This window comes from Terrabacter sp. Root181 (assembly GCF_001428505.1).
Lineage (GTDB): Bacteria > Actinomycetota > Actinomycetes > Actinomycetales > Dermatophilaceae > Terrabacter.
On record NZ_LMHU01000005.1, the window covers coordinates 139,768 to 164,375 of the forward strand.

At 72.6% G+C, this 24,608-nt stretch carries 23 protein-coding genes; 12 read left to right on the top strand and 11 right to left on the bottom strand.

Annotated features, from left to right (window positions below):
• Positions 1–59 precede the first annotated feature (59 nt).
• On the top strand, positions 60–1,433 hold the full coding sequence (locus ASD90_RS09545) for an L-serine ammonia-lyase (protein WP_056755123.1): 1,374 nt from the start codon (positions 60–62) through the stop codon (positions 1,431–1,433).
• A 231-nt stretch (positions 1,434–1,664) separates the two neighbouring features.
• A complete protein-coding gene (locus ASD90_RS09550) occupies positions 1,665–2,153 on the top strand; it encodes a hypothetical protein (RefSeq protein ID WP_157611080.1) in 489 nt (162 codons plus the stop codon).
• A gap of 81 nt (positions 2,154–2,234) precedes the next feature.
• Here ASD90_RS09550 and ASD90_RS09555 read toward each other — a convergent pair whose 3' ends face one another.
• Positions 2,235–2,660, bottom strand: coding sequence for a DUF3237 family protein (locus ASD90_RS09555; RefSeq protein WP_056755127.1), 426 nt, complete (start codon positions 2,658–2,660; stop codon positions 2,235–2,237).
• Positions 2,661–2,738: 78 nt separating this feature from the next.
• Positions 2,739–4,058 carry a glycoside hydrolase family 1 protein gene (locus ASD90_RS09560; protein WP_056755130.1) on the bottom strand — a complete coding sequence of 440 codons (1,320 nt, stop codon included), beginning with the start codon at positions 4,056–4,058 and terminating at the stop codon, positions 2,739–2,741.
• 42 nt (positions 4,059–4,100) lie between these two features.
• Here ASD90_RS09560 and glp point away from each other — a divergent pair, with 42 nt between their 5' ends.
• From glp to ASD90_RS09575, 3 genes are all read left to right on the top strand, one after another.
• Complete coding sequence (gene glp / locus ASD90_RS09565) at positions 4,101–5,294, top strand: gephyrin-like molybdotransferase Glp (RefSeq protein WP_056755131.1); 1,194 nt, start codon at positions 4,101–4,103, stop codon at positions 5,292–5,294.
• A 36-nt stretch (positions 5,295–5,330) separates the two neighbouring features.
• Entirely contained in the window at positions 5,331–6,968 is a 1,638-nt protein-coding gene (locus ASD90_RS09570; protein ID WP_056755134.1) for an ABC-F family ATP-binding cassette domain-containing protein, read from the top strand.
• A gap of 228 nt (positions 6,969–7,196) precedes the next feature.
• Complete coding sequence (locus ASD90_RS09575; protein WP_157623135.1) at positions 7,197–7,547, top strand: VOC family protein; 351 nt, start codon at positions 7,197–7,199, stop codon at positions 7,545–7,547.
• Between the two features lie 104 nt (positions 7,548–7,651).
• Here the strand turns inward: ASD90_RS09575 and ASD90_RS09580 are convergent, their stop codons facing one another.
• Complete coding sequence (locus tag ASD90_RS09580) at positions 7,652–7,990, bottom strand: YciI family protein (protein WP_056755139.1); 339 nt, start codon at positions 7,988–7,990, stop codon at positions 7,652–7,654.
• Between the two features lie 26 nt (positions 7,991–8,016).
• A complete protein-coding gene (gene fdhD, locus ASD90_RS09585) occupies positions 8,017–8,865 on the bottom strand; it encodes a formate dehydrogenase accessory sulfurtransferase FdhD (protein ID WP_056755142.1) in 849 nt (282 codons plus the stop codon).
• A gap of 37 nt (positions 8,866–8,902) precedes the next feature.
• Here fdhD and ASD90_RS09590 point away from each other — a divergent pair, with 37 nt between their 5' ends.
• Together ASD90_RS09590 and ASD90_RS09595 are read left to right on the top strand one after the other, a co-directional pair.
• Positions 8,903–9,586, top strand: a complete 684-nt coding sequence (locus ASD90_RS09590) for a molybdenum cofactor guanylyltransferase (RefSeq protein WP_162260192.1) — start codon at positions 8,903–8,905, stop codon at positions 9,584–9,586.
• A gap of 234 nt (positions 9,587–9,820) precedes the next feature.
• Complete coding sequence (locus tag ASD90_RS09595) at positions 9,821–11,878, top strand: M4 family metallopeptidase (RefSeq protein ID WP_056755147.1); 2,058 nt, start codon at positions 9,821–9,823, stop codon at positions 11,876–11,878.
• A gap of 128 nt (positions 11,879–12,006) precedes the next feature.
• On the opposite strand, the gene ASD90_RS09600 is transcribed toward ASD90_RS09595, so the two are convergent.
• A complete protein-coding gene (locus ASD90_RS09600; RefSeq protein WP_157623137.1) occupies positions 12,007–12,618 on the bottom strand; it encodes a hypothetical protein in 612 nt (203 codons plus the stop codon).
• Between the two features lie 291 nt (positions 12,619–12,909).
• Between ASD90_RS09600 and ASD90_RS09605 the strand changes: the two genes are divergently transcribed.
• Entirely contained in the window at positions 12,910–14,811 is a 1,902-nt protein-coding gene (locus ASD90_RS09605; protein WP_235506519.1) for an N-acetylmuramoyl-L-alanine amidase, read from the top strand.
• Between the two features lie 96 nt (positions 14,812–14,907).
• Here the strand turns inward: ASD90_RS09605 and ASD90_RS09610 are convergent, their stop codons facing one another.
• The 3 genes from ASD90_RS09610 to ASD90_RS09620 all read right to left on the bottom strand — a co-directional run bounded on the left by ASD90_RS09610 (position 14,908) and on the right by ASD90_RS09620 (position 18,616).
• Complete coding sequence (locus ASD90_RS09610) at positions 14,908–16,833, bottom strand: penicillin-binding transpeptidase domain-containing protein (RefSeq protein WP_056756311.1); 1,926 nt, start codon at positions 16,831–16,833, stop codon at positions 14,908–14,910.
• Between the two features lie 35 nt (positions 16,834–16,868).
• The gene (locus ASD90_RS09615; protein WP_157623139.1) at positions 16,869–17,915 is read right to left on the bottom strand and encodes a hypothetical protein; all 1,047 of its coding nucleotides are present in this window, start codon (positions 17,913–17,915) and stop codon (positions 16,869–16,871) included.
• 68 nt (positions 17,916–17,983) lie between these two features.
• Positions 17,984–18,616, bottom strand: coding sequence for an N-acetyltransferase (locus ASD90_RS09620; RefSeq protein WP_200958588.1), 633 nt, complete (start codon positions 18,614–18,616; stop codon positions 17,984–17,986).
• A 102-nt stretch (positions 18,617–18,718) separates the two neighbouring features.
• Between ASD90_RS09620 and ASD90_RS09625 the strand changes: the two genes are divergently transcribed.
• Genes ASD90_RS09625 through ASD90_RS09635 form a run of 3 tightly spaced genes read left to right on the top strand, consistent with a single transcriptional unit; the run spans position 18,719 to position 21,545 of the window.
• On the top strand, positions 18,719–19,831 hold the full coding sequence (locus tag ASD90_RS09625; RefSeq protein ID WP_056755161.1) for an App1 family protein: 1,113 nt from the start codon (positions 18,719–18,721) through the stop codon (positions 19,829–19,831).
• 12 nt (positions 19,832–19,843) lie between these two features.
• Positions 19,844–20,704, top strand: a complete 861-nt coding sequence (locus tag ASD90_RS09630; RefSeq protein WP_056755163.1) for an Fpg/Nei family DNA glycosylase — start codon at positions 19,844–19,846, stop codon at positions 20,702–20,704.
• Positions 20,705–20,744: 40 nt separating this feature from the next.
• Positions 20,745–21,545: a hypothetical protein gene (locus ASD90_RS09635; RefSeq protein WP_056755166.1), complete on the top strand. Its 801-nt coding sequence runs from the start codon at positions 20,745–20,747 to the stop codon at positions 21,543–21,545.
• An 8-nt stretch (positions 21,546–21,553) separates the two neighbouring features.
• Here the strand turns inward: ASD90_RS09635 and ASD90_RS09640 are convergent, their stop codons facing one another.
• Positions 21,554–22,201 carry a GntR family transcriptional regulator gene (locus ASD90_RS09640; protein ID WP_056755169.1) on the bottom strand — a complete coding sequence of 216 codons (648 nt, stop codon included), beginning with the start codon at positions 22,199–22,201 and terminating at the stop codon, positions 21,554–21,556.
• A gap of 80 nt (positions 22,202–22,281) precedes the next feature.
• Here ASD90_RS09640 and ASD90_RS09645 point away from each other — a divergent pair, with 80 nt between their 5' ends.
• Positions 22,282–23,610: an amidohydrolase family protein gene (locus ASD90_RS09645; protein WP_056755172.1), complete on the top strand. Its 1,329-nt coding sequence runs from the start codon at positions 22,282–22,284 to the stop codon at positions 23,608–23,610.
• Between the two features lies 1 nt (position 23,611).
• On the opposite strand, the gene ASD90_RS09650 is transcribed toward ASD90_RS09645, so the two are convergent.
• Both ASD90_RS09650 and ASD90_RS09655 read right to left on the bottom strand, forming a co-directional pair.
• Positions 23,612–24,100, bottom strand: coding sequence for a CD225/dispanin family protein (locus tag ASD90_RS09650; RefSeq protein WP_056755175.1), 489 nt, complete (start codon positions 24,098–24,100; stop codon positions 23,612–23,614).
• Positions 24,101–24,207: 107 nt separating this feature from the next.
• Complete coding sequence (locus ASD90_RS09655; protein WP_056755178.1) at positions 24,208–24,537, bottom strand: rhodanese-like domain-containing protein; 330 nt, start codon at positions 24,535–24,537, stop codon at positions 24,208–24,210.
• Between the last annotated feature and the right edge of the window lie 71 nt (positions 24,538–24,608).

Here is a 24,608-nt window from a genome sequence, read left to right on the forward strand (position 1 = left end):
AGCGGATCGCCCACCACCCCGGGCGGCAGCCGTCAACGACGACACGAAGTCAGGACTCCATGGCGCTCAGCGTTTTCGACCTCTTCTCGATCGGTATCGGGCCGTCGAGCTCGCACACCGTCGGTCCGATGCGCGCCGCGGTGCTCTTCGCGGAGCGGCTGCGCGACGAGGGCCGCCTCCCTCAGGTCGCGCGGGTGCGTTCGGAGCTCTTCGGCTCGCTCGGCGCGACCGGTCACGGGCACGGCAGCGACAAGGCGGTCCTGCTCGGTCTCACGGGTGAGCGTCCCGAGCTGTGCGACCCGCGCGCCGTCGAGGGCCGCCTCGCCGAGATCCGGTCCACCCGGCGACTGCCCGTCCTGGGCGAGCACGAGATCGACTTCAACGAGGACGAGGACCTCGTGCTGCACCGGCGCAAGACGCTGCCGGTGCACCCGAACGGCATGACCTTCACGGCCCTCGACGCGACGGGGACGACGGTCGCGGCCCACACGTACTACTCCGTCGGCGGCGGTTTCGTCGTCGGCGAGGACGCCGACGGCTCGACGATGGTCGTCCAGGACACCACGCCGGTCGCGCACCCCTACCAGACCGGCGACCAGCTGCTCGCCCACTGCCGCGAGACCGGCAAGTCGATCGCGCAGATCATGCTCGAGAACGAGCTGTCATGGCGCACCGAGGCGGAGGTCCGTGACGGGCTGCTCAAGATCTGGGACGTCATGAAGGAGTGCGTCCAGAACGGCATCCGCAACGAAGGCGTCCTGCCGGGTGGCCTGCGCGTGCGCCGCCGGGCGCCTGAGCTGGCGCGCCGCCTGCGCGTCGAGGGCACGAGTGACGACCCGCTGCGCGGCATGGACTGGATCACGCTCTACGCCCTGGCCGTCAACGAGGAGAACGCGTCGGGCGGCCGCGTCGTCACCGCCCCGACCAACGGCGCGGCCGGCATCATCCCCGCCGTGCTGCACTACTACGCGAACTTCGTGCCCGGGGCGAACCGCGACGGGATCGTCCGCTTCCTGCTGACCGCGGGAGCCATCGGCGTCATCTACCTGGAGACCGCTTCGGTCTCCGGCGCCGAGGTCGGCTGCCAGGGCGAGGTCGGGTCGGCCTGCTCGATGGCGGCCGGCGCCATGGCCGCCGTCATGGGTGGCACCCCCGAGCAGGTGGAGAACGCCGCCGAGATCGGCATGGAGCACAACCTCGGCCTGACCTGCGACCCCGTGGGTGGCCTCGTCCAGATCCCGTGCATCGAGCGCAACGCGATCGCCTCGGTCAAGGCCATCACCGCCGCCCGAACGGCGCTGCGCGGCGACGGCTCGCACGTCGTCAGCCTCGACAAGGTCATCAAGACGATGCGTGAGACCGGCCGCGACATGAAGGTGAAGTACAAGGAGACCGCGCGCGGCGGGCTCGCCGTCAACGTCATCGAGTGCTGAGCCCCCTCCCGGCCCCTTCCCCCGGCGGCTCCCCCGCAGCGCCAGTAACGTCTGGTTTGCGTGCAGCAATCTCCCAGACGAGGCGCACTTCCTGCGAATATGCTGACAGTTGTGCCTTTTTCGTCTCTGGCCGCCTCGGTCGGAGCACCTTGGAGGGTGGCGCCGATCGGCGCCGCCCGACGACCTCGGGGGTCTGGCGCCGGTTGGTCAACAAGGGGAAAGGGGAGACACATGCGTTCACTGCGCAGTCGTGCCGTCATGGCCGGCATCACCGCACTGGGCACGATCGGACTCGCGGCCGGAGCCGCGGGCGCTGCACCGTCGAACGGAGGGACCGAGCACTCGTCGTTCCCTGCGGCCGGTGCCGTCTTCGAGTGCAGTGCGCCGACGGGGGACATCACGGCGGTCAGCGGCACGGTCTACATGGTCGACCACTGGACGGTCGACGGCCAGGGTGTGTTTCACGAGACGGGGACCGTGAACACGCACGGCGTCACGCTCGTCGGTGAGAACGGCGATCTCTACACGGTGTCGGGGGCTTCGTGGTTCGGCGGGAAGGTCGACGCCACGGGCACACCGCTCGTCTTCACCGACACGGAGCACTGGGTGCTGCACGACACCACCACGGGCGGCAACGTCAAGGTGCAGATCGTCAGCCACTGGTCGTCCGGTTCGGGCTTCACGTGGGACAAGGGCAGCTGCTCCGCTCCGGAGGGGTGAGCGGAGAGCCGGCCCGGTCGCCGCCCCGTCCCGCGAGGAGCGGGGCGGCGTTTCCTGTCAGGGCCCTGGTCCGGATGCGCGTCAGGGCAGCTCCACGTCAGGCAGGGGCAGCTCGACCTCGCACTCGTAGTAGCGCATCGCCAGCCGGGCGTGCTCGACGTCGATGCTGCCCTCGCCCACGGCGATGACGTCGTTGAGCCACCGGTGGGCCGGCGCCTCGGTCTGGAAGGTGAGGACGTGGACGCCTCGCCCGTCCGCCAGCGACGACAGGCCGGTCAGGGTGAACAGGACGATGCCGTCGTCGACGTGGATGACGCCGCGGGCGTCCGGTGAGGCGTAGCCCTCGCGGAGTCGCGGGAAGTTCGACCACGACGCCGTGCCGGACAGCCGACCCGTCAGGGTGCCGGTGCCCTGACCGTAGACGCGGCCGTCGCGTCTGCCTGAAGGCTCGACCTCGTGGATGAGGTCATAGGTCCAGGTCGCGTCGCAGAGCGGGTTGAGACGCATGGCAGCCTCCTCGGAAGGTCCGACACCGTCGACGGTACTCCTGCCCCTGCCTCGACGCAGCCGTCCGGGAGACCGCCGTCAGCGGTGGTGGGCCTCGGCCGAGCTCATCGGATAGGTCTGTCCCGCAACGTATCTCGCGTGCATCTCCGCCGTCGCTCCGCCCTCGCGCGTGACCTCTGCGAAGAACCGACCCGAGTCGCGGACCGTGCGTTCCTGCGTCTCGTAGTCGAGGGCGACGAGGCCGAAGCGCGGACCCTCACCCTCGTTCCACTCCCAGTTGTCGACGAAGCACCAGTGGTAGTAGCGCTCGACCGGAACCCCTTGTGCCCGAACGCTGCTCAGGACCGAGAGGTGCTCCCACAGGTAGCGCGACCGGAAGGCGTCGGCGGCGTCGCACGTCCCGTTCTCGGTGACCCAGACGGGAAGCCCGTAGGTCTCCCAGGCCCACCGCGCCGTCTCACCCAGCCCCGCGGCATACACCTCCCAGCCGAGGTCGTTGACGGGGACGCCCGGCGGGGTGCCGTCGTCGAAGCGCGTCACCGTCGTGCGCGAGTAGTAGTTGAGCCCGAAGAAGTCGGCGTAGCGCCCGGGTGCGATCCCTTCGGGCCGGCGCAGGGGCAGCGTGAACTCGCCGGTCGTCATGGCTCGCACGATCGCGCCCTGGAAGAGGTGGCGCATGGCCGGCGTCAGCACGCGGTGCCACGGGTTGCGCGGGTTGCCCGGCCGGAAGGGCCGCAGGTGGTGGGCGACCCCGACCATCGTGTCCGGCGCGGGCCGCAGCGCGTGGATGAGGACGTATGCCCTGATGTGTGCCGCCGCGAGCACGCCGTAGACGCGCATCCCCTCTCGGAGGCTGCGGTGGCCGGGCGGGAAGTCGCCGAAGACGTGCGCGCCGGTGACGTAGACGTTGGGCTCGTTGATCGTCACCCACTCCGCCACGAGGTCGCCGAGTCGTGTCACGACCTCGCTGACGAAGCGCTCCCACACCCAGAGGGCGCCGGGCGCGAGCCAGCCGCCGTCGCGCTCGAACCACAGCGGGTGGCTGAAGTGGTGCAGCGTCACGAGGGGCCGGATCCCCTTGTCGCGCAACAGCTCTAGCTCCTCCCGGTAGCGGGCGAACGCGGCGTCGTGCCAGACCCCCGGGCGCGGCTCGAGGCGCGCCCACTCGACACTCATCCGGTACACCTGCACCCCGAGCGAGGCCATCAGCTCGGTGTCCTCACGCCACCGGCGCCAGTGGTCGGTCGCACGTCGCGGCGTGGAGCCGTCGGCGATGGTCCCCGGGCGGTCGGCCCAGTCGCTCCAGCTGCTCTGGACGTCGCCGCCCTCGACCTGCGTGGCCGCGGTCGCGACGCCGAGCAGCATCCCGTCGAGCCGGAACCTGTCAGTGGTCGCCATGCGCCTCAACGTACCGGGGCCCGATGCGCCAGACTGGCGCCCGTGGGTCACGTGTCCGTCACCGATCACCGGGCCGCCGTCGAGCGGCTCCTCGGCGACGGGTCCACCGAGCGGGTGCCGCTCGACCGGCACGCGGCCGGACGCCGCCTCGCCGCCGACCTCGTCGCGGCCGACGACCTCCCGCGCTTCGACGCCTCCGCGATGGACGGGTATGCCGTGTGCCCCGGTTCGCCGGACCAGCGCGCCTACCCCGTGGTCGGGGACGTGCCCGCCGGGTCCGCTCCGGACTTCGTGCTGGCCCCGGGTGAGGCTGCCCGGGTCATGACAGGAGCCCGGGTGCCGGAGGGCACGGTCGCCGTCGTCCCCGTCGAGCGCACCGACGCGAGCCCGACCGGTCCGGCGCCGCAGCGGGTCACGGTCGAGGTCGACCCGATCCCCGGGCAGCACGTGCGCCCCCGTGGCGAGGACGTGACGGCCGGCACGGTCCTGGCGACCGCCGGCTCGGCCGTGACGGCCGCGCTCATCGCCCTCGGCCGCTCGGCCGGGTGCACCACGGTCGAGGTCCACGTGCCGACGCGGGTCGCGGTCATCGCGACGGGGGCCGAGCTCGCGCCACCCGAGGCAGACCCCGGCGCGGGCGGCATCCACGAGTCCAACTCCGACATGGTGGCCGCGCTCGCCGAGGCCGCCGGTTGCGTCGTGCACCGGGTCGAGGTCTGCTCCGACGAGCCCGACGACCTGCGGGCGCTGCTCGACGCCCTCGACGCCGACTCCGAGGTCGACCTCGTCGTCACGACCGGCGGCGTGAGCGCGGGCGCCTACGAGGTCGTGCGGCAGGTGTGCGAGCCCTTGCCGAGCTTCGACTTCGTCCACCTCGCGATGCAGCCGGGTGGCCCTCAGGGGCTCGGGCGCTACGGCTCCACGCCGGTCGTCTGCCTGCCGGGGACGCCGGTCGGCGCGTTCGTCGCCTTCCACGTGCTCGTGCGTCCCGCCCTCGACCGACGCCACGGGGTGCCGGCGACGCGACCGGGCCGGGCGGCATACGTCGGCAGGGCCCGGCGCACGCGCACCGGACGCGTCCAGTTCGTCACGAGCGTGCTCCGCGACGACGGCACCGTCACCGCACCGGACGCGCGCCACCTCACGGCGCTCGCCGCCGCGAACTGCCTCGTCGAGGTGCCCGAGGGCGTCGACCAGCTCATCGAGGGTGACGTCGTCGTCGTCCACCCGGTGTGAACGGGGCACCCGCCGGGCGCCCGTAGGCTGGTGGGCGTGAGCGCGACCCTGGTGGCCAAGGACCTCGCCGGGGGCCACGCCCACCGGACCCTCTTCGAGCACCTCGACCTCACGGTCGCCCCCGGTGACGTCGTCGGGGTCGTCGGCGCCAACGGCGCGGGCAAGTCGACGCTGCTCCGCCTCCTCGCGGGCGAGGACCTGCCGCTCGGCGGCACCGTGACGACGGCCCCCTCGGACGCCTTCGTCGGCTGGCTGCCGCAGGAGCACGAGCGCGTGCCGGGCGAGACCGTCGCCGACCACATCGGCCGACGCACCGGCGCCACCGCCGCCACGGTCGCCATGGAGGAGGCCGCCGCCGGCCTCGGTGGCGACCACCCGAAGGCCGACGAGGCGTATGCCGTGGCGCTCGACCACTGGCTCGTCAGCGGTGCGCCCGACCTCGACGACCGGATCCCGCCGATGCTCGCCGAGCTCGGGCTCGACGTCGGCCCCGATGCGCTCATGACCTCGCTCTCGGGCGGACAGGCCGCCCGTGCGGCGCTCGCCGCGCTGCTGCTGAGCCGCTTCGACCTCGTGCTCCTCGACGAGCCCAGCAACGACCTCGACCTCGCCGGGCTCGACCGGCTCGAGGCCTTCGTCCACGGCCAGCGCGGCGGCGTCGTGCTCGTCTCGCACGACCGCGAGTTCCTCGCCCGCTGCGTCACGCGCATCGTCGAGCTCGACCTGGCGCAGAACTCCGTCGCCGTCCACGACGGGGGCTATGAGTCGTACCTCGACGAGCGGGAGGTCGCGCGCCGTCATGCGCGCGAGGCGTACGAGGCGTATGCCGGCACGAAGGCCGACCTGGAGGCGCGGGCCCGCACGCAGCGGGAATGGTCGTCCAAGGGCGTGCGCAACGCGATGAAGAAGAGCCCGGACAACGACAAGATCCGGCGCTCGGCCCAGCAGGACTCGGCCGAGAAGCAGGCGCGCAAGGTGCGGCAGATGGAGTCGCGGATCGCGCGGCTCGACGAGGTGGCCGAGCCGCGCAAGGAGTGGGTGCTGCAGTTCAGCATCGCCGCGGCGCCGCGTTCGAGCTCGGTCGTCGCCACGCTCAACGAGGCCGTCGTGCGTCGGGGTGACTGGACCTTCGGCCCGGCGTCGCTGCAGGTCGAGGCGCGCCGGCGCATCGGCATCACCGGACCCAACGGCGCGGGCAAGACCACCCTGCTGTCGCTGCTGCTCGGGCGGGTCGAGCCGGACGATGGGAGCGCCTCGCTCGGCGCGAGCGTCGCCGTCGGGGAGATCGACCAGGCCCGCACCGGGCTGCGCGACGACCTGCCGCTCGGCGACGCGTTCGGCGAGGCCGTGCCCGACCTCAACCCCGCCGACCGGCGCACGCTGCTCGCGAAGTTCGGGCTCAAGGCCGACCAGGTCGGCAGTGCCGTCGGGCGGCTCTCACCCGGCGAGCGCACCCGGGCGGCGATGGCGCTGCTGCAGGCCCGCGGCGTCAACCTCCTCGTCCTCGACGAGCCGACGAACCACCTCGACCTGCCCGCCATCGAGCAGCTCGAGGAGGCCCTCGACTCCTACGACGGCGCCCTGCTGCTCGTCTCGCACGACCGGCGGCTGCTCGAGAACGTCCGCCTCGACGAGCGCTGGCACGTCGAGTCCGGCGCCGTCACCGCGAGCTGACCGCCCGCCAACCCCGCACCGGCGACACCAGCCGCACACATCGGGGTGACACGCACACTGTCTCCGAGGTGCGCCTGACCCCGAGGTGTGCGTCTCGGTGGTGTCGACGAAGGGAGCCGCATGGGGCCGTCACCCCGACGTACCCACCTGTCGATTCCGGGGACGCTCGTTCGTCATCGAGTGAGCGGCCACCAGCCCGGTGCCCGTGAACCCACGGAGGGCATCATCATGAGTCACCCCATCGTCCACGCCGAGATCCGCTCCGCCGACCCCGACGCGACCCGCGCCTTCTTCGGCGACCTGTTCGGATGGACCTACCCCACGGAGGGAGCCTTCCCCGGCTACACCTTCGTCGAGACCGGCGTCCCGGGCGCGCTCTACACGGCGATCAGCCCCCTGCAGGGCGACACCGACCTCGTCACCTTCTTCGTCGGCGTCGACGACATGGCCGACTCCATCGCGACCGCGACCCGGCTCGGGGGCCGCGTCGTGCAGGAACCGGTCACCGTCCCGGGCGTCTCGTTCGCCCTCATCGCCGACCCCCAAGGACACGTGGTCGGCCTGGCCCAGCAGTTCTGACCCGCAGACCCCAGCAACACACCGAGAAGGTCGCAACACACCCGGATCCGATCCCGGTGTGTCGCGACCTGCACGGTGTGTTGCCGACGCGTGGGCTCGGGCCGTCAGCCGGGGGAGTTGGTCGGGTCGGCGACCCACGGCCCGAGCGGTGGGTCCCACTGCCGCACGACACGTCGCAGGATGTAGCCACCGAGCCAGTAGGGGTCCTGGTCGAACGTCTCGGTGACGGACTCCAGGGACTCACCGGAGACGACGATGAGCCCGGCGTTGACGGGCTCCTGGTCGGTCGGCTCGCCCTCGCTCACCTCGTCGACCCCGTCCTGGTACATCCCGGCGACGAGCAGCCCCGACAGCCCGCTCAGCCACTCGCGGTGCTCGGGTCGGATCGTCAGCATCTCGGTCGCGTCGTCGGGGTAGGTGTAGTGGATCGCGAAGATCGCCACGGGCGGGGCTCCAGTCACTCGGGTGGTCAGGTGGTCGTGATCCGGTGCGCGCCGGCATACACGTTGAGACGGGTGCCGCGCACGAAGCCGAGCAGGCTCATCCCGGCGTCCTCCGCACACTCGACCGCCAACGACGAAGGCGCCGAAACCGCGGCCAGACAGGGGATCCCGGCCATGATCGCCTTCTGGGTCAGCTCGAACGACGCGCGGCCCGAGACCACGAGCACGCACCCGACGCCCGGCACGCGCCCGTGCTGGAGCGCCCACCCGACGACCTTGTCGACGGCGTTGTGCCGGCCGACGTCCTCGCGCACGACGAGCAGCTCGCCGTCGGCGGTGAAGAGGCCGGCGGCGTGCAGCCCGCCCGTCTTGTCGAACGACCGCTGCTCGACGCGCAGGGCGTCGGGCAGCTCGGCGACGATCTTGGCCGCGAACTCGGTCGGGTCGGACCGCACGTCGAAGGCCGACTGTGCCCGGAGCTGCTCGATGCTCGCCTTGCCGCAGACCCCGCACGACGAGTTCGTGAAGAAGGCACGGGTCGCCGAGGCGGCCGGCGCGGCGACGCCGGGGGCCAGCGTCACGTCGATGACGTTGTAGGTGTTCTCGTCGAACCCGCTCTCGCCCGAGACCACGGCGCCCTCGCAGTAGCGCGCGAGCGCGATGTCGTCGGCGGACCGGACGAGCCCCTCGGACATGAGGAAGCCGTGGACGAGCTCGATGTCGTGACCAGGCGTGCGCATCGTGACCGTGAGGGGCGACCCGTTGACCCGCAGCTCGAGGGGCTCCTCGACGGTGAGCGTGTCGGGGCGCGTGGTCGTCGACGGGGTCGCGAGGTCGATCGTCGTGACCTTGCGTCGCACCGTGACCCGTCCCATGGGGCCAGCCTGCCAGACTCCGTGCCAGACTCCGAGGGTGCTGTCGAGCCAACCCGAAGCGCCCCCGGTCGTCGTCGTCCTGACGGGCGGAGCCTCCCGGCGCATGGGCTCGCACAAGCCCGTCCTCGACGTGGGTGGCCGCCCCCTCGTCGCGCGCGTGCTCGACGCCGCGGGAGAGCGACCCGCGCTCGTCGTCGGTCCCGGGCAGGGGGTCCCCGAGGGCGTACGCGTCGTGTGGGAGCGCGTGCCCGGTGGCGGTCCCGTGGCCGGGTTGTCCACGGCCGTCGAGACACTCGTCGACGACGCCACCGTCGGCGCCGCTCCGCTGCCGTATGCCGTCGTGCTCCTGGCCGCGGACCTGCCGTTCGTCACCTCCGCCCACGTCGACCGGCTGCTCACGGCGCTCGGGTCGGCCGACCTCGCCGTCACGGTCGACCGCGGTGGACGCACCAACTGGCTCTGCTCTGCCTGGCGCCTGACCGCCCTGCGGGCGCGGCTCGACGACGTCGGCGACGCCTACGGCCGGAGCATGCGCGAGCTCGCCGACGGCCTCCGCACCCAGCCCGTCGACGACCCCGCCGAGGTGGCCCTGGACGTCGACACGCCGGCCGACCTCGAGCGGGCTCGCGACCGCGCTCGCGACGGCGCTCGAGGCCGCGCACGAGGCCCTGCCCGCGACCGCGCACGCGACCGCTCAGCGGACGCGTCGAGCCCCGACTGAGCGTTCCCGCGAGCGACTCTGGGAGATCGCCCAAGTCGGGCCCTGCAGCGAATCCCCCTGCAGCCAAGCGTTACTCAGGAGTTGGAACGCATTTGGCAAAGACTTGGTAAGCCCCGTTGACCCGTGTTCTCGGCTGCTGCGAACGTCGCGCTCGTTCCGGCCCGATCTCAAGTCGTGAGATGGCGGAACTCCCTCCAAGCGGCCCACGAGCCGCATCTCGACAAGGAGCAACCAGTGAATCGACTGAAGTCTGGGCTGGCGACCGGAGGGCTGCTCGCCCTCGCCCTCGCCATCTCGCCGGCGATCCCGGCGGGCGCAGCGGCCGGTGCAGGACGCGACAAGGCGCCCGCCCCCGAGTCGCAGAGCCTCAAGGCGACCGAGCAGTCCCGAGCCGCATCGTCCGCGAGTGCCCTCGGCCTCGCCTCGGGTGAGAAGCTCACCGTCAAGTCCGCCATCGCGGACGCCAACGGCGCGACCCACGTCCGCTACGAGCGCACCCTCGACGGCCTCCGCGTCATCGGCGGCGACTTCGTCAGCCACAAGGACTCCTCGGGTGCCGTCAAGAGCGTCACCTGGAACGTCCGCAAGAACGTCACCCCCTCGACGATGACCCCGACGGTCTCCAAGAGCGAGGCGCACCAGGCCGGCCTCGCCGCGTCGAAGGCGAACAAGGAGACCGCCACCCCCGGTGAGCTCGTCGTCTTCCAGTCGGCCACCGGCCCGAAGCTCGCCTACGAGGTCATCACGGAGGGCATCAAGGCCGACCAGACCCCGACCCGCCTGCACACCATCGTCGACGCCACCACGGGCAAGACCCTGACGAGCTGGGACGACATCAAGCACGGCACGGGCAACGGCATCTTCGTCGGTTCGGTGACCATCGGCACGACCGCCGGCACGAGCTACACGATGCGCGACACGCACGGCAACTACACGACCGACCTCAACCAGGCCACGAGCGGCACGGGCACGACGTTCACCGACGCCGACGACGTCTGGGGCAACGGCCTCCAGAGCAACCGCCAGTCGGCCGCCGTCGACGCGCACTACGGCGCCGGCAAGACGTACGACTACTACAACACCCAGCTCGGCCGCGCCGGCATCTGGAACAACGGCACCGGCGCCCGCAGCCGCGTGCACTACGGCCAGAACTACGTCAACGCCTTCTGGGACGGCACGCAGATGACGTACGGCGACGGCGCGGGCAACGCCGCCCCGCTCGTCGAGCTCGACGTCGCCGGCCACGAGATGAGCCACGGCGTCACCGAGAACACGGCCGGCCTCAACTACACCGGCGACGCGGGCGGCCTCAACGAGGCGACGTCCGACATCTTCGGCACGGGTGTCGAGTGGTACACGAACAACCCGAGCGACACCCCCGACTACCTCATCGGCGAAGAGATCAACATCAACGGCAACGGCACGCCGCTGCGCTACATGGACAAGCCGAGCAAGGACGGCGGCTCCAAGGACTGCTGGAGCAGCTCCGTCGGTGGCCTCGACCCGCACTACTCGTCCGGCCCGCTGAACCACTGGTACTACCTGGCCTCCGAGGGCACCGGCGCCAAGACGATCAACGGCGTCAGCTACAACAGCACCGCGTGCAACGGCACGACGTTCACCGGCATCAGCCACCTCAAGGTCGAGAAGATCTGGTACCGCACGCTGTCGACCTACCTCACCTCGTCGAGCAACTACGCGGCGGCCCGCACCGGAGCGATCAAGGCGGCCAAGGACCTCTACGGCGCCGGCTCCGCTGAGTGCACGGGTGTCGAGAAGGCCTTCAGCGGCATCTCGGTCCCGGCCGGCACCGAGACGTGCGGCGGCACGACGCCCCCGCCCACCGGCGGCGCGCTGACCAACGGCGGCTTCGAGTCCGGCCAGACCGGCTGGACCGGCACCTCGGGCCCGATCACGAACAACACGGGTCGCCCCGCGCGCACCGGTTCCTGGAAGCTGTGGCTCGGCGGCAACGGCACGACGGCCTCCGAGAACGAGTCGCAGACCTTCGCCGTCCCGTCCACGGCCACCTCGCCGACGCTGACGTACTACATCCGCATCGACACGGCCGAGACCACGACGACGACGGCATACGACACCGCCACCGTCCAGATCAACGGCGTCACGAAGCAGAGCTACTCCAACCTGTCCACGCCGAAGGCGTCGTACGTCGCCAAGACGATCGACCTCACGTCCTACAAGGGCACGAACGTCACGCTGAAGTTCGCGTCGTCCGAGGACTCGTCGCTCCAGACGAGCTTCGTCATCGACGACGTGTCGACGAACTTCTGACGGACCGAGCACTGTGGGCCGCGTGAGCTGCCCAGAAGGACACGCACCACAGAGGTCGGTATGCCGCCGGGTCAGCCCCGCGCATACCGACCTCGTGCGTGTGGTGGGGGCGCCGGCCGCGCGGCCGCTCAGGGAGCGGCCGTGACCGGAAGCGTGGTCGGCGTCGTGCACCGGGTCGTCGCGGGCACCGAGAGGGTGACGTCGCTGACGAGGACGCCGACGAGGCCCGAGATCTCGCCGAGCGACGGGTCGCTGAGGTCGATCGCGCGGGCCTGGTGGTCGGTGACGGAGATCGTGATCGGGTCGCTCTCGGGGACGGCGTCGGGGTCGAGCACCGTGGACCCGTCGATCGGCGGCCCGGTGGTCGAGGAGCCGAGGCGCAGCGTCGCGAGCAGCGAGACGAGCTGGCGCTGCAGCGGCGCGCTGAGCGTGCAGACGCGCCCGTGGACCGAGAGCGTGTCGACGCGGACCCGGCCGTTGGCCTCGAGGACGATCTGGTCGTCGAAGCCGGCGATGCCACCCGTGCGGCGCAGGGTGAGCGGGAACGCCGGCCCGTAGGAGGGCGGGATCGAGTCGTCGCCCCCGGCACCGAAGCGCAGCGGCGCGGTGGTCGAGGACGTGGCCGACGTCGGCGTCGAGCCCGCACCGTCGGTGGACCTGTCGTCGGGCGTGGCGACGCCGCACCCCCCGACGAAGGATGCTGCGATGGCCAACCCCACGCACAGGCCTGCGCGCCCCATGGAGACCATGCTGCCCCCCTGCGGCGGACGATGCACGCGCGACATGGTGGATCGGGGGCAACGCTTCGGTGACGGTTTCAAGTGGCGGGCCTCGGGGTGCGCGGGAATGCTCGGTGTCAGAGGTGTGTGTCGGGCTCGGGGCCGGACGCACCCATCCGCAGGGGCGCGACGCCGACGGACCCACGTCGGCGCTCAGCGGTCTGCGGTCACCAGGGATACGAAAGGGACGATCGAGTGATACCCAACTCCACACCACACCGAACTCCAGGGGCCCGCCGGGTGCGTCGGTCCGTGGCGGCGCTCGGCGCCGTCGCCGCGGTCGCCGCAGGCCTGGCCCTGACGAGCCCGACGGCACGGGCCGCGGACCCGTCGGCGGCGGCCACGGGCAGCGACCCGGCGAGTCGTGAGCGCGCCTTCGCCGCGGCCGCGTCCGAGTACGGCGTGCCCCGCAGCCTGCTCGAGGCGGTGTCCTACGCGCAGACCCGCTGGGACTTCCACCCGGGCCACAGCACGTCGGGCGGCTACGGACCGATGCACCTCGTCGACGCCGACCTCGGCGACGTCGACGGCAAGGGCCTCGGCGAGGCCTCGACGCAGCCCGAGGGCGTCACCGACACGCTCGCGGAGGCGGCCCGGCTGACCGGTCTGTCCGAGGAGGCGCTGCGCACCGACGAGCTCGCCAACATCCGTGGCGGCGCCGCGCTGCTGGCCGCCGAGCAGGAGAAGCTCGGCCTGCCCGTGGGCGCGGGCTCCGACCCGGGGCAGTGGTATGCCGCCGTGGCCGCCGGGTCCGGGTCGGGCGAGGAGCGCTCGGCCGCGGTCTTCGCCGACGACGCGTTCACCGCGCTGACGACCGGGGCCTCGCGTCGCACCGTCGACGGCAAGGAGGTCACCCTCACGGCGACGTCGACGACGCCGCAGAAGGGCCAGCTCGCCCGTCTCGGCCTCGAGAAGGCCCGGCCCGGCGTGGCCGAGTGCCCGCCGAGCGTCGACTGCGAGTGGATCCCGGCGACGTACCGCCAGACGGGACCCAGCCCCACGGCATACGTCAACCACGACCTCGCCGACCGGCCGCGCTCGCCCGAGATCACGAGCATCGTCATCCACAACACCGAGGGCACCTACTCCTCGACGATCGCCTCGGTGCAGGACCCGACGCGCGCCGTGTCGTGGCAGTACACCCTGCGGTCGTCCGACGGGCACATCGCCCAGCACGTGCTCGGCAAGGACATCGCCTGGCAGGCCGGCAACTGGTACGTCAACACCCACTCGATCGGCCTCGAGCACGAGGGCTTCGCGGCCACCGGTGCCGAGTGGTTCAGCGAGCCGATGTACCGCTCGTCCGCGCGCCTCGTGACGTACCTCGCCGACACGTACGACATCCCCGTCGACCGTCAGCACGTCTTCGGCCACGACCAGGTGCCGGGCACGATCCCGGGCACGGTCGCCGGCATGCACTGGGACCCGGGCCCCTACTGGGACTGGGAGCACTACTTCCAGCTGCTCGGCGCTCCGCTCAACGGTCACCGCTCGCCGACCTCGACCGACCTCGTGCGCATCCTGCCGGGCTTCGAGGACAACCAGCAGCAGGTGACCGGCTGCGCGACCGCCGGGGTCGCCTGCACGCCGCAGGGCACGAACTTCGTCTACCTGCACCAGGCTCCCGACGCGGCGTCACCGCTCATCCCCGACGTCGGTCTGCGTTCCAGCGGCGCGGCGTCGACCACGGGTGTCAGTGACATCGGCGCCCGGGCCGCGGCTGGCGTCGAGTACGCCGTCGCCGAGCGCCAGGGCGACTGGACGGCGATCTGGTTCAACGGCACGAAGGGCTGGTTCCTCAACCCCGCGACCGACCCGACCGCGATCTCCGTCACGGGCTCCTACGTCGTGCCCAAGGCGGGGCGCACCTCGGTGCCGGTCTACGGGCGCGCCTACCCGGAGGCCGCCGCCTACCCGACCGGCATCCCGGTGCAGGCCGTGACGCCGCTGCAGTACTCCTTCGCCGCCGGTCAGCGGTATGCCGTCGCGGACCTCACGGTGCCGACGGACTACTACCGCGCGTCGACGTTCTCGCTCGACACCCCGAACGACCACACCGACGTCGTCGGGCAGGACCGCTACTACCAGGTGTCGCTCGGCCACCGCTTCGCCTACGTGCGCGCAGCCGACGTCGACGTCGTCCAGGCCCAGTAGCCAACGGCCACCCCCAACCGTCGAAGGGCCACAAACCGGAAGGTCTGCGGCCCTTCGACGGTGCTCGGGGCCCGGTTCGTGGCCCTTCGACGGGTGTCAGCGGAGGTCGTACGCCTTGAGGAAGCTGACGATGAAGGGTGCGGCGCCCGTCACACCGTTGTCGCCGACCTCGTTGTAGGCCGCGACGGCGATGTCGCCCCGGCCGGCGACCATCCACACGTGGGTGTCGGGCGGGCTCTTCGTGCCGAACTCGGCGGTGCCGGTCTTGGCGTACTCCACGCCGAGCGGCTTGAGGACCTGGCCGGAGCCCTCGTCGACGACGGCGCGCATCTCCTGGCGCAGCACGCCCGCCTCCGAGGGGTCGAGCGGCGTGGCCGGGTTGGGCAGCGCGGTCGTGCCGGCGACGAGCTGCGGCCGCACCGTCTGGCCCTTCATGACGGAGGCGACCACGACCGCCATCGTCAGGGGCGAGGCCTCGACGCGACCCTGGCCGATGAACGAGGCCGCGTGTTCGACGACGTCGTCGGTGCTCGGCACCGAGCCGAGGAAGCCGGTGAAGGGCAGGTCGAGCTTCTCGCCCATGCCGAGGGACTGCGCGGCCGTCACGAGGTCGGCCTGGCTCACCTTCTTGTACTGGCTGATGAAGGCCGTGTTGCACGAGAAGGCGAGGGCGGTCCGCATCGGGATGTCGCCGAGCTTGTCCTTGGGGTAGGTGGTGTAGTTGCTGAACCGGCGGCCGTTGACGGTCAGCGTCTCGGTGCAGGGCAGCGTGGTGTCGGCCGTGGCGCCCTTGCGCACGTTGGCGAGCGAGCTGACGATCTTGAAGGTCGAGCCGGGCGCCTCCTTGCCGGCGAGGGCGAGCGTCGTCCCGGCAGCGGCGGGTCCCACGGCGGCGGCGAGCACCTCACCCGTCGACACGCGGACGGCGACGAGCGCGGTGGGGTGCTTCGTCTGCTTGGCGAGGGCGGCCTCGGCCGCCGACTGCGCCTTGGGGTCGAGCGTGATGGTCAGCGGCTCGCCCTCGGTCGACTGCTCGGCGAAGAGCTCGCGCTTGTCGAGGACGCTGCCGTCGGCGCCGCGCTTGACGGCGTGCACCGCCAGGCCGGGCGTGCCGCGCAGCCGGGCGTCGTAGCGGTACTGGAGGCCGTTCTTGCCGACGGTGTCGCCGGCCTCGAGGGTGTCCTTCGAGGCCTCGATCTGCTCGGCGGTGGCCTCGCCGACGGTGCCGAGGATCGGGGCGGCCCAGGTGCGGCTCGGGCCGAGCACCTGCATCGTCGGCACCGTGAGCGCGCCCTTGACCTTCTCGATCGCGGCGCCCTGCTTCTCGATGATCGGGTCGGTCGCGCGCAGGGTCACGCCCTCGACGAAGGCCTTCGAGCCAGCCGCCTCGACCTTGGCCGCGAACGTGGCGGGGTCGATGTCGAGGAGCCCAGCGAGCTTCTTCGCCGAGACCGTGGCCTGGGTCCCGGACACCTTCGTCTTGTCGATGCCGACGGCGGCGACCTCGCGCTCGGTCATGATCTTGGCGCCGGAGCCGTCGACGATGTCGGCGCGCTGGGGCCACTTGCGGGCGAGGTCGAGGGTCTCGTCGGAGGTGAGCCGGGGCGCCACGACGCCGGGCGTCCAGGACACCCGCCACTGGTCGTCGACGAGGGTCATGTCGACCTGCGTCTCGTAGGTCCAGTCCGTGGCGGACGTCGAGACGTCCCAGCGGCTGAAGAGCGTGGCCGTGGCGTGGTCGGAGCCCTCGTTGTGGCTCATCTCGCTCAGCGACACCTGCGGACGCAGCGTGCCGAGGTCCTGGTAGGCCGCCTTGACGAAGGCGGTCGCCCTGGCCGGCGTCGTGCCCTTGAAGGTGACCGTACCGAGGTCCCCCGTGGCCAGGCCGGTCGCGAGGGCGCGTGCGGTGTCGTCGGGCTTCGGCGGCGACTGGAAGAGCGAGCAGCCCGCACCGAGCGTGCCGACGAGCACCCCCGACAGCGAGACGGCGACGAGAGTCCTGGCGCGAGATCCCCTGAGCATGGCTCCACGGTACGTGCCGGGTCGCAGCGCCCGGGTCATGGGACTGTGGCGTCGGCGTGACGGTCGTCTGCAGGAACGGTCGTACGCCGGGGGTGGGCCTCGGCGGCCGACCCCGGACCGGACGGGCGGGACGGGCGCGGGGGGCGGCCCGGACGGCGCCACAGCACGAGCGACCCGAGCAGGCCGACGACGATCGCGACGAGGTGCACGCCCCAGGCCTGGTTGGCGGGCGAGAGGGCGGCGACGAGGACGTCGCGGCTCGCCTCGACGTGGTCGCGCAGCCCGTTGGGCAGGCCCGAGCGCGGCCGGAGGTAGGACGCGAGGTAGGAGAAGGCGGTCTGTCCGGCGGCGCAGACCGACAGGAGCACGAGCACGGCCGCCCACGCGACGAGGCGCCGGGCCGGGCGCAGCCCCAGACCGGCCAGGGCGAGACCCGCCGCCACGCCCACGACGACCGCGGCCCACTGCAGCAGGCCCTGCGACCGCTCGAGGCCGAGCAGCGCGACGACGACGGCGCTGACCCAGCTGCCGAGGGCCACCGCGAGCGGGGCCGCGGCCAGCGCGCGCAGCACCGGGCCACCGAGCGCGACGAGCAGGCCGAGCGCGAGCCCGAGGACCGTGCCCACGACCGCGACGGCGAGGACGCCGAGGATGACGCGGTCGTCGCGGTCGAAGTCGCTGCCGAGCTGTCGGGTGGCGCCCGCCGACTGGGCGACCGTGTAGGCCGCGGTCGTCAGGGCGCCGAGCGTCGCGAGGGCGACCAGGGCGAGCCGCCGCCCGGTGCGCCGTCGCACCCACAGGGTCGCGAGCGCAGCCGCGGCCCCGCCCACGAGCGTGATGGTCAGGAGCAGCCCGAGGCGCGCCGTGGTGAAGGGGAGCAGGCTGATGTAGCCGTCGGTCGCCGAGCCGGTGGCGACGTCGTAGGGCCAGTTGCGCGGTGACCGTGCGCCGAGGCCGTCGATGGTCCAGGGCAGCGCGCCGACCACCCACCAGGCCGCCGCCGCGAGGGGAAGGACCGGCCAGAGACGGTCGCGGGCAGGCCGATGGTGCGCCCCACTGCCCACGTCAACGCCGGTGTCCACGCGCAGATCCGATCATGACTGACCGACATCCGCCAATCGTCGGCTGGCCTGGAGCCCGCCCGCCCCGGCTAGCGCTCGGGTCGCCAGAGCTGCACGGAGGCCACCGGTTCGAAGCCGGCGGCGAGGAACGCGCGCAGCGCCCGGGCGTTGCCGGGGGCGCACGCCGCGACGACGACGTCGCCCTCCTCGATGAGCGTCAGGGCGTCGCGCACCACGTCGGTGCCCACGTGGTCCCTGGACGGGTCGGTCTCGAGGCCCAGCTCGGGCAGCCCGCCCAGCCCCGTCGAGATGGTCACGAGCGTGTGGTCGTCGGGGGCGGCATACCCGAACGTCGTGACCTCGCTGCGCGCGGAGGTGGCGTGCTCGGCGCGGGGGTGGTTGCGGAGGTCGCTGCGCGGCACGAGGGCGGGCTCGCCGCCCGTGCCGCGCGCCACGAGGATGATGTCGAGGGCGTCGATCCAGCCGGTGCCGGCGAGGCGCGAGACGAGGCGCGGGTTGCTCGCGCCGCCGAAGCCGTCGGGGCTCAGCGAGTCCAGGGTGCCGTCGGAGACGTCGTCGTCGACGGCGAGGTAGGCGTGGCCGGTGAAGGCCACGACGCCCTCGACCCCGGGACGCCACGGCTCGACACGCTGCCAGGCGCCGTCCACGGCAGGGAAGTCGCCGCCTGCGGCCTTGCTGAGGACTTCGGCAATGGGGTGCACGGCGTCCATCAAACCCGCCGCGTCGGCCGGGCGCCCGCCGGGGTCCACCTGTTGGCACCCGCCCGCTGCTCTCCCAGCGCCCCCGCCGGGTAGGTTGTGGCCATGTCCCGACCGCACGCGGCCGCCATCGTGGAGGACACCGTCCACGAGCAGATCGAGCGCGTGCTCCGCAGCCGCGGCTGGGGCAACCGGGTCATCACCCACGTCGGCTACGGCTCGTCCTCCTTCGTCCGCGTCTACGCGCGGATCCTCCTCGGGCGCAAGGGCCGCGAGGACGTCGAGGGCCCCGAGTCACGGCAGGACGCGACCGGCGCCCTCAGCCCGGCCCGCTACGACCGGGGCTGGCGCGCCTTCATCACCTCGCCCGCCACGGGGGTCCCGGTCAAGGTCACGGCGGGCGACCGCGAGGTCTACGGCCGGTCCGACCGTGGGGGTCACGTCGACATCGTCGCGCGCGACCACGGGTTGGCCCCCGGGTGGCAGCAGGTGGTGGTCGAGGTGCAGGGCACCGCCCCGGTCGCGGCCGACGTCTTCATCGTCGCCGACGGCGTGACGCGCGGCATCGTCAGCGACATCGACGACACCGTCATCACGACGATGCTGCCCCGCCCGATGATCGCGGCGTTCAACACGTTCGTGCGCCGCGGCAAGGCCCGTCACGCGGTGTCGGGCATGGCCCCGATGTACCGCCGCATCCTGTCGGCGCACCCCGGCGCGCCCATCGTCTACGTGTCGACGGGCGCCTGGAACGCCGCAGCCACCCTCAACCGGTTCCTCGTCGAGAACGGCTTCCCCCTCGGCCCGCTCATGCTCACCGACTGGGGCCCGACCAACACGGGGTGGTTCCGCAGCGGCCAGGCGCACAAGCGCACCTGCCTCGACCGGCTGGCCCGCGACTTCCCCGACATCACGTGGCTGCTCATCGGCGACGACGGCCAGCACGACCCCCAGATCTACGCCGACTTCGCCGAGGCGCGGCCCGACCGTGTCGACGCCATCTGCATCCGGCACCTGTCGCCGACCGAGCAGGTGCTGTCCAACCCGATGAAGATCGACTCGCCCATCCGCCCCTGGGCGTCGCGCTCGGTCCCGACCTTCTCGGCAGCCGACGGGCACGGGATGCTCCGCGTCCTCGAGCGTGCCGGCAAGGTGGGCGAGGCCGTCGCGACCGATGAGCAGCCCTCGCGTCCGGGCCGTCCCGTCGGCTCCGGGTGACAGACTGGGCCCATGCCTGAGCTGCCGGAGGTGCAGGCGCTCGTCGACTTCCTCGCCGAGCGGACGGACGGCCTCGCCATCACGAAGGTCGAGCTCGCGTCGTTCAGCGTGCTCAAGACGTTCAACCCGCCGCCGCAGGCCCTGGAGGGTGCGCCCATCGACGGCGTCCACCGCCACGGCAAGTTCCTCGACATCGACGCCGACGGTACCCACCTCGTCTTCCACCTCGCGCGGGCCGGCTGGCTGCGCTGGTCCGACCAGCTGCCGTCCACCGTCGTGCGGCCGGGCAAGTCGCCGATCGCCCTGCGGGTGCGCCTGTCCGACGGCTCGGGCTTCGACCTGACCGAGGCCGGCACGAAGAAGTCGCTCGCGGCCTACATCGTCACCGACCCCGCCCAGGTGCCCGGCATCGCGCGCCTCGGGCCCGACCCGATGGCCGACGACTTCACGCTCGAGCAGTTCCGGTCGATGCTCGAGGGGCGGCGCACCCAGATCAAGGGGTTGCTGCGCGACCAGGAGTTCATCGCGGGCGTCGGCAACGCCTACTCCGACGAGATCCTCCACGTCGCCAAGATCAGCCCGTTCGCCATCGCCGGCACGCTCGCCCCCGAGGTGGTCGACCGGTTGTACGCCGCCCTGCGCGACACGCTCGAGGGCGCGGTCACGACGGCGTCGGGCAAGCCGGCCAAGGAGCTCAAGGACGCCAAGCGCGCGGGCATGCGCGTCCACGCCCGCACCGGGCAGACGTGCCCGGAGTGCGGCGACATCGTGCGCGAGGTGTCCTTCGCCGACACGTCGCTGCAGTACTGCGCCACCTGCCAGACCGGCGGCAAGCCCCTGGCCGACCGGCGGATGTCCAAGCTGCTCAAGTGAGCGCCGACGGCTTCGTCCGGAATGCAACGGTTCCGTCGTCGTGGTTGTCTTCACCGTCATGAAGCCGTCCACGCCCCGCGCCCTGCGCGGCCCCCTCCACCCGGTCCGTCCCGTCGTCGCGCTCGTCCTCGGAGCCGTGCTCGTCACGAGTGCCTGCGGGCAGGCGACGCCGTCTCCCGGCGCGCCCACGCCTGCCGGTGACGGCGGGACGGCTGCCTCATCGGCCCCCGCGTCGTCCGCAGGCGATGCCGGTGCCGGTGGCGAGACGGTCACGGCGGGCGGTGTGCGCCTCGAGGCGACGATGGCGCCGGGCGGCCCGGAGGCCGGGTCGACGGGTGCCGGGATCGCGGCGGCTCCCGGCCTCGTCGTGGACTACACGCTGACCAACACCGGCACGAAGCCCGTCCTCGCCTCCGACGTCGTGCCCGCCGACCTCGGCAGCGCCACGCTCCCCGCGGACGTCGACCTCAAGCACGCCTGGGTCTACGAGCAGTCCGGCGTGCTGCGCCTCGGCAAGCAGGGCTTCGCGCCCGGCCCGAACGTCCGCTTCGCCGCCGCCCCCGTCATGGGCGGCCACACGATCGCCCCCGGCGCCAGCATCACCGGGAAGGCGTATGCCGTGTCGCCCCCGACGCTCGACGTGCCGAGTGAGTCGTTCGAGGCCCCGCGCACCCCCGTCGACCCGGGCGTGAAGCAGTGGCAGCTCTGCGTCCAGGTCGACGACCGCACGGCGCAGGCCCGTCCGTCCGCGGTCGGAGGTGGCGTGGTCGAGGCCCCCTCGAAGGCGCCGCAGGGCGACGAGCTGGTCTGCACCCCGCCGGCAACGATCCCGGTCGCCTGACCGGCCCGTCAGTCGGAGGCGTCGACGCTCGCGACGGCGGCTCGGCTGCTCGCGAGATGGTCGCTGAAGACCGCCGCCGCGCGGTCGGCCTCGCGGGAGCGCAGCGCCGCCACGATCGCCCGGTGCTCGGCGACCATGGCGCCCGGCTCCGTGTGCTGGTTGAGCAGCCAGGCCATGCGACCGGCGACCGGCTCGATGATCGAGCTGAGCACGCGGCTGTGGGCGAGGTCGACGAGGGCGGCGTGGAAGGCGGCGTTGGCGCCCACGGCGTCGGCGTGGCGTCCCGCGCGGGCATGGCCGTCGGCCTCGGCGACGAGGTCGTCGAGGGTCGCGAGACCGTCGTCGTCGAGCACGTCGACGAGCCGGTGGGAGAGCACGACCTCGAGGGACTCGCGCACCGCGAAGAGCATGGCGACGTCCTCGGGGTCGAGGCGGCGTACGACCATGCCCCGGGTGGCGCGCTCCTCGAGGAAGCCCTCGCGCTCGAGGGCGCGCAGCGCCTCGCGCACCGGCACCCGGGAGACGCCCAGCTGCTCGGCGACCTGCCGCTCGACGACGCGGGTGCCGGGGGCGAGCTCGCCCGACACGATGCGCTGGCGCAGCGCCCCGGTGACGGAGTCGCGCAGCGATCCCGGATGTTCCTCACGAGTAGGCATTGACCACCCATCCTCAGTTGGTATACCAAATTGGTATACCAAAAATGGCTCGGCCCGAGCCTAACCCCTGGAGGTCCCGAATGTGCCTGCACGACCACGACGCCGCGCCGTCCCTGCCGCCCGCGTCCCTCTCGCGCCGCAACGTCCTCGCCGGGGCCGCGGTCCTCGCGGGCGTCACGGCCGCCGGGGTCGCCTCGGCCTCGTCCGCCACGGCCGCTGGTTCGGCGACGCCCCGCGGTGCGGGATCGGTCCGGTCGACGACGGCGGTCCCGCTCGTCGTCGAGGGCGGCTGGGTCGTCGACCCGCTGACGGGCCACGTCGTCGAGGACGGCGTCGTCGTCATCCGGGACGGTCTGGTGCTCGCCGTCGGCTCGCGCGACGCGACCCGACGGGCCGTGGCCTCCGTCGGCTCCGCGGCCCGCCGCATCGACGCCTCGGGGCGCTGGGTGGTGCCCGGGCTCGTCGACGTGCACGTCCACGCCAACGCGCTCGCCGACGCCCGCGCCCTGCTCCGGGCCGGCGCCACGTCGGTGCGCAGCGGCTCGTCGTCCTTCTACCAGGACGTCGCGATGCGCTCGCTGCCCGACACCGTCCCCGGCCTCGCGCCGCGCATGCGGGCAGCCGGCATCTTCGTCTCGCCGCAGCTCGGGGACTCGCTGCTCGCCGACCCCGAGCTCGCACCGCTCGCCTCGCTTCCGGGCGGCGTCACCTCGACCGACGACATCGCCCACGTGACGCGGGTCAACGTCTCCCGCGGCGTCGACGTCGTGAAGACCCGGGCCAACCCGCGAGCCGGCCTCGCCGAGCAGGACCCGCGTGAGCTCGTCTACGACCGTGAGCAGCTCACGGCCGTCGTCCGCGCGGCGAGCGGGCGTCCGGTGCTCTGCCACGCCTACAGCGCCGAGGGCATCGACGGCGCCGTGCGGGCGGGCGTCCGGAGCATCGAGCACGGCGTCTTCGTCAGCGACGCGACGATCTCCGAGATGGCCCGGCGCGACACGCACTTCACGCCGACGCTCGCCGCCATCAGCGGCATGATCGGCTCGAGCGACCCCGTCCTCGACGCCCGTGGCCGGGAGTACACCCCGGTCCTCATGAAGGCCGTCCGCGAGGCCCACGAGCGCGGGGTCACCGTCGTGGCCGGCACCGACTCCTTCGGCACCGACGTCGACCCCATCGGCTCGGAGGTGCGCCTGCTCGTCGAGGCCGGACTGACCCCGCTCGACGCCCTGCGGGCCGCGACGACCAGCGCCGCCCGACTGCTCGGGTGGTCGCGTCAGGGCGGGCGGCTCGTGCCGGGTGGCTTCGGGGACCTGCTCGTCGTCGACGGCAACCCGATCGACGACGGCGGCGCGGTCGAGCGTGTCCGGGTCGTCGTCGCCCAGGGGGCCGTGGTCCGTCAGGACTGAGCTACAGGGAGTTGGCCACGTGCGCGACCGCGGAGCACGCGAACAGCAGCACCGAGCTCCCGGGTGAGATGAGAGCCGCGAGCAGGCACCAGGTCTTGACCGACCTGGAGGCAGCCCGTGCCCCGTCCCAGTCGCCGAGGGCCCACTTCGGGTTGACCTGGGTGGACTTGACGATCGCGACGATCCCGAACGGCATGAAGCAGAAGAGGGTGCACACGATCGCCCAGCCGAGGCGGGTCGGGGGTGGCGGTGCCTGGCCACTGCGGGGGCCGACCCACTCGGGGATGGGGGTGGCGGCATACGGCAGCGGGTCGACCCGGTTCGCGGGCGGCGGCAGCGGCACGCGCGGGGGGATCGAGGGCGCGGGGGCGCCGTCCGCTCGGGACGGCGCCGTCACTGCGGTCATCGGGGTGCTGCTGTCCGGCGAGTCGAGGTCGGGCAGCCACCCCGACCAGGTGTCCTGCGTGGGATCGGGTCGACGGTCGTCCATGGTCGGCGTGCTCCTGGCTCGGCGGGCCGGTCACTGGTGAGACCCGTCAGGAGCGACAGCGTTCCATGCAGAGTGCGGTTGCGGGCGCGAACCGGACGAATCGGGGATCAGATGATGCTGGGATCACCGTCCGCCGCGAGCTGCTTGCCGGCGCGCTCCCACTCGAGCATCCCGCCCTCGACGTTGGCGACGTCGTAGCCCTGGTGCACGAGCCACTGGACCGCCCGTGCCGACCGGCCGCCCATGCGGCAGACGATGGCGACGGTGTCGTCCGTCTCGGGCAGCTCGTCGATGCGCGCCGGCAGCTCCGCGAGCGGGATGTGGATGGCGTTGGGGGCGTGGCCCGCGGCCCACTCGTCGGCCTCGCGGACGTCGACGAGGACGGCGTCGTCGGGCAGCTCGGACACGGTCGTGGTGGGAATGCTCATGCCTTCCATCGTGACACGACCGCATCCGACCGACGACCGTTGGTCAGCGCCCGCCGGCGACACGCGGTGGGACACGCCGG

Bases quoted from the DNA above. Each gene is read 5' to 3' on its own strand.
- ASD90_RS09545 (WP_056755123.1), top strand. From the start codon at position 60: ATGGCGCTCAGCGTTTTCGACCTCTTCTCGATCGGTATCGGGCCGTCG.
- ASD90_RS09550 (WP_157611080.1), top strand. From the start codon at position 1,665: ATGCGTTCACTGCGCAGTCGTGCCGTCATGGCCGGCATCACCGCACTG.
- ASD90_RS09555 (WP_056755127.1), bottom strand. From the start codon at position 2,660: ATGCGTCTCAACCCGCTCTGCGACGCGACCTGGACCTATGACCTCATC.
- ASD90_RS09560 (WP_056755130.1), bottom strand. From the start codon at position 4,058: ATGGCGACCACTGACAGGTTCCGGCTCGACGGGATGCTGCTCGGCGTC.
- ASD90_RS09575 (WP_157623135.1), top strand. From the start codon at position 7,197: ATGAGTCACCCCATCGTCCACGCCGAGATCCGCTCCGCCGACCCCGAC.
- fdhD (WP_056755142.1), bottom strand. From the start codon at position 8,865: ATGGGACGGGTCACGGTGCGACGCAAGGTCACGACGATCGACCTCGCG.
- ASD90_RS09600 (WP_157623137.1), bottom strand. From the start codon at position 12,618: ATGGGGCGCGCAGGCCTGTGCGTGGGGTTGGCCATCGCAGCATCCTTC.
- ASD90_RS09610 (WP_056756311.1), bottom strand. From the start codon at position 16,833: ATGCTCAGGGGATCTCGCGCCAGGACTCTCGTCGCCGTCTCGCTGTCG.
- ASD90_RS09625 (WP_056755161.1), top strand. From the start codon at position 18,719: ATGTCCCGACCGCACGCGGCCGCCATCGTGGAGGACACCGTCCACGAG.
- ASD90_RS09630 (WP_056755163.1), top strand. From the start codon at position 19,844: ATGCCTGAGCTGCCGGAGGTGCAGGCGCTCGTCGACTTCCTCGCCGAG.
- ASD90_RS09640 (WP_056755169.1), bottom strand. From the start codon at position 22,201: ATGCCTACTCGTGAGGAACATCCGGGATCGCTGCGCGACTCCGTCACC.
- ASD90_RS09645 (WP_056755172.1), top strand. From the start codon at position 22,282: ATGTGCCTGCACGACCACGACGCCGCGCCGTCCCTGCCGCCCGCGTCC.
- ASD90_RS09650 (WP_056755175.1), bottom strand. From the start codon at position 24,100: ATGGACGACCGTCGACCCGATCCCACGCAGGACACCTGGTCGGGGTGG.
- ASD90_RS09655 (WP_056755178.1), bottom strand. From the start codon at position 24,537: ATGGAAGGCATGAGCATTCCCACCACGACCGTGTCCGAGCTGCCCGAC.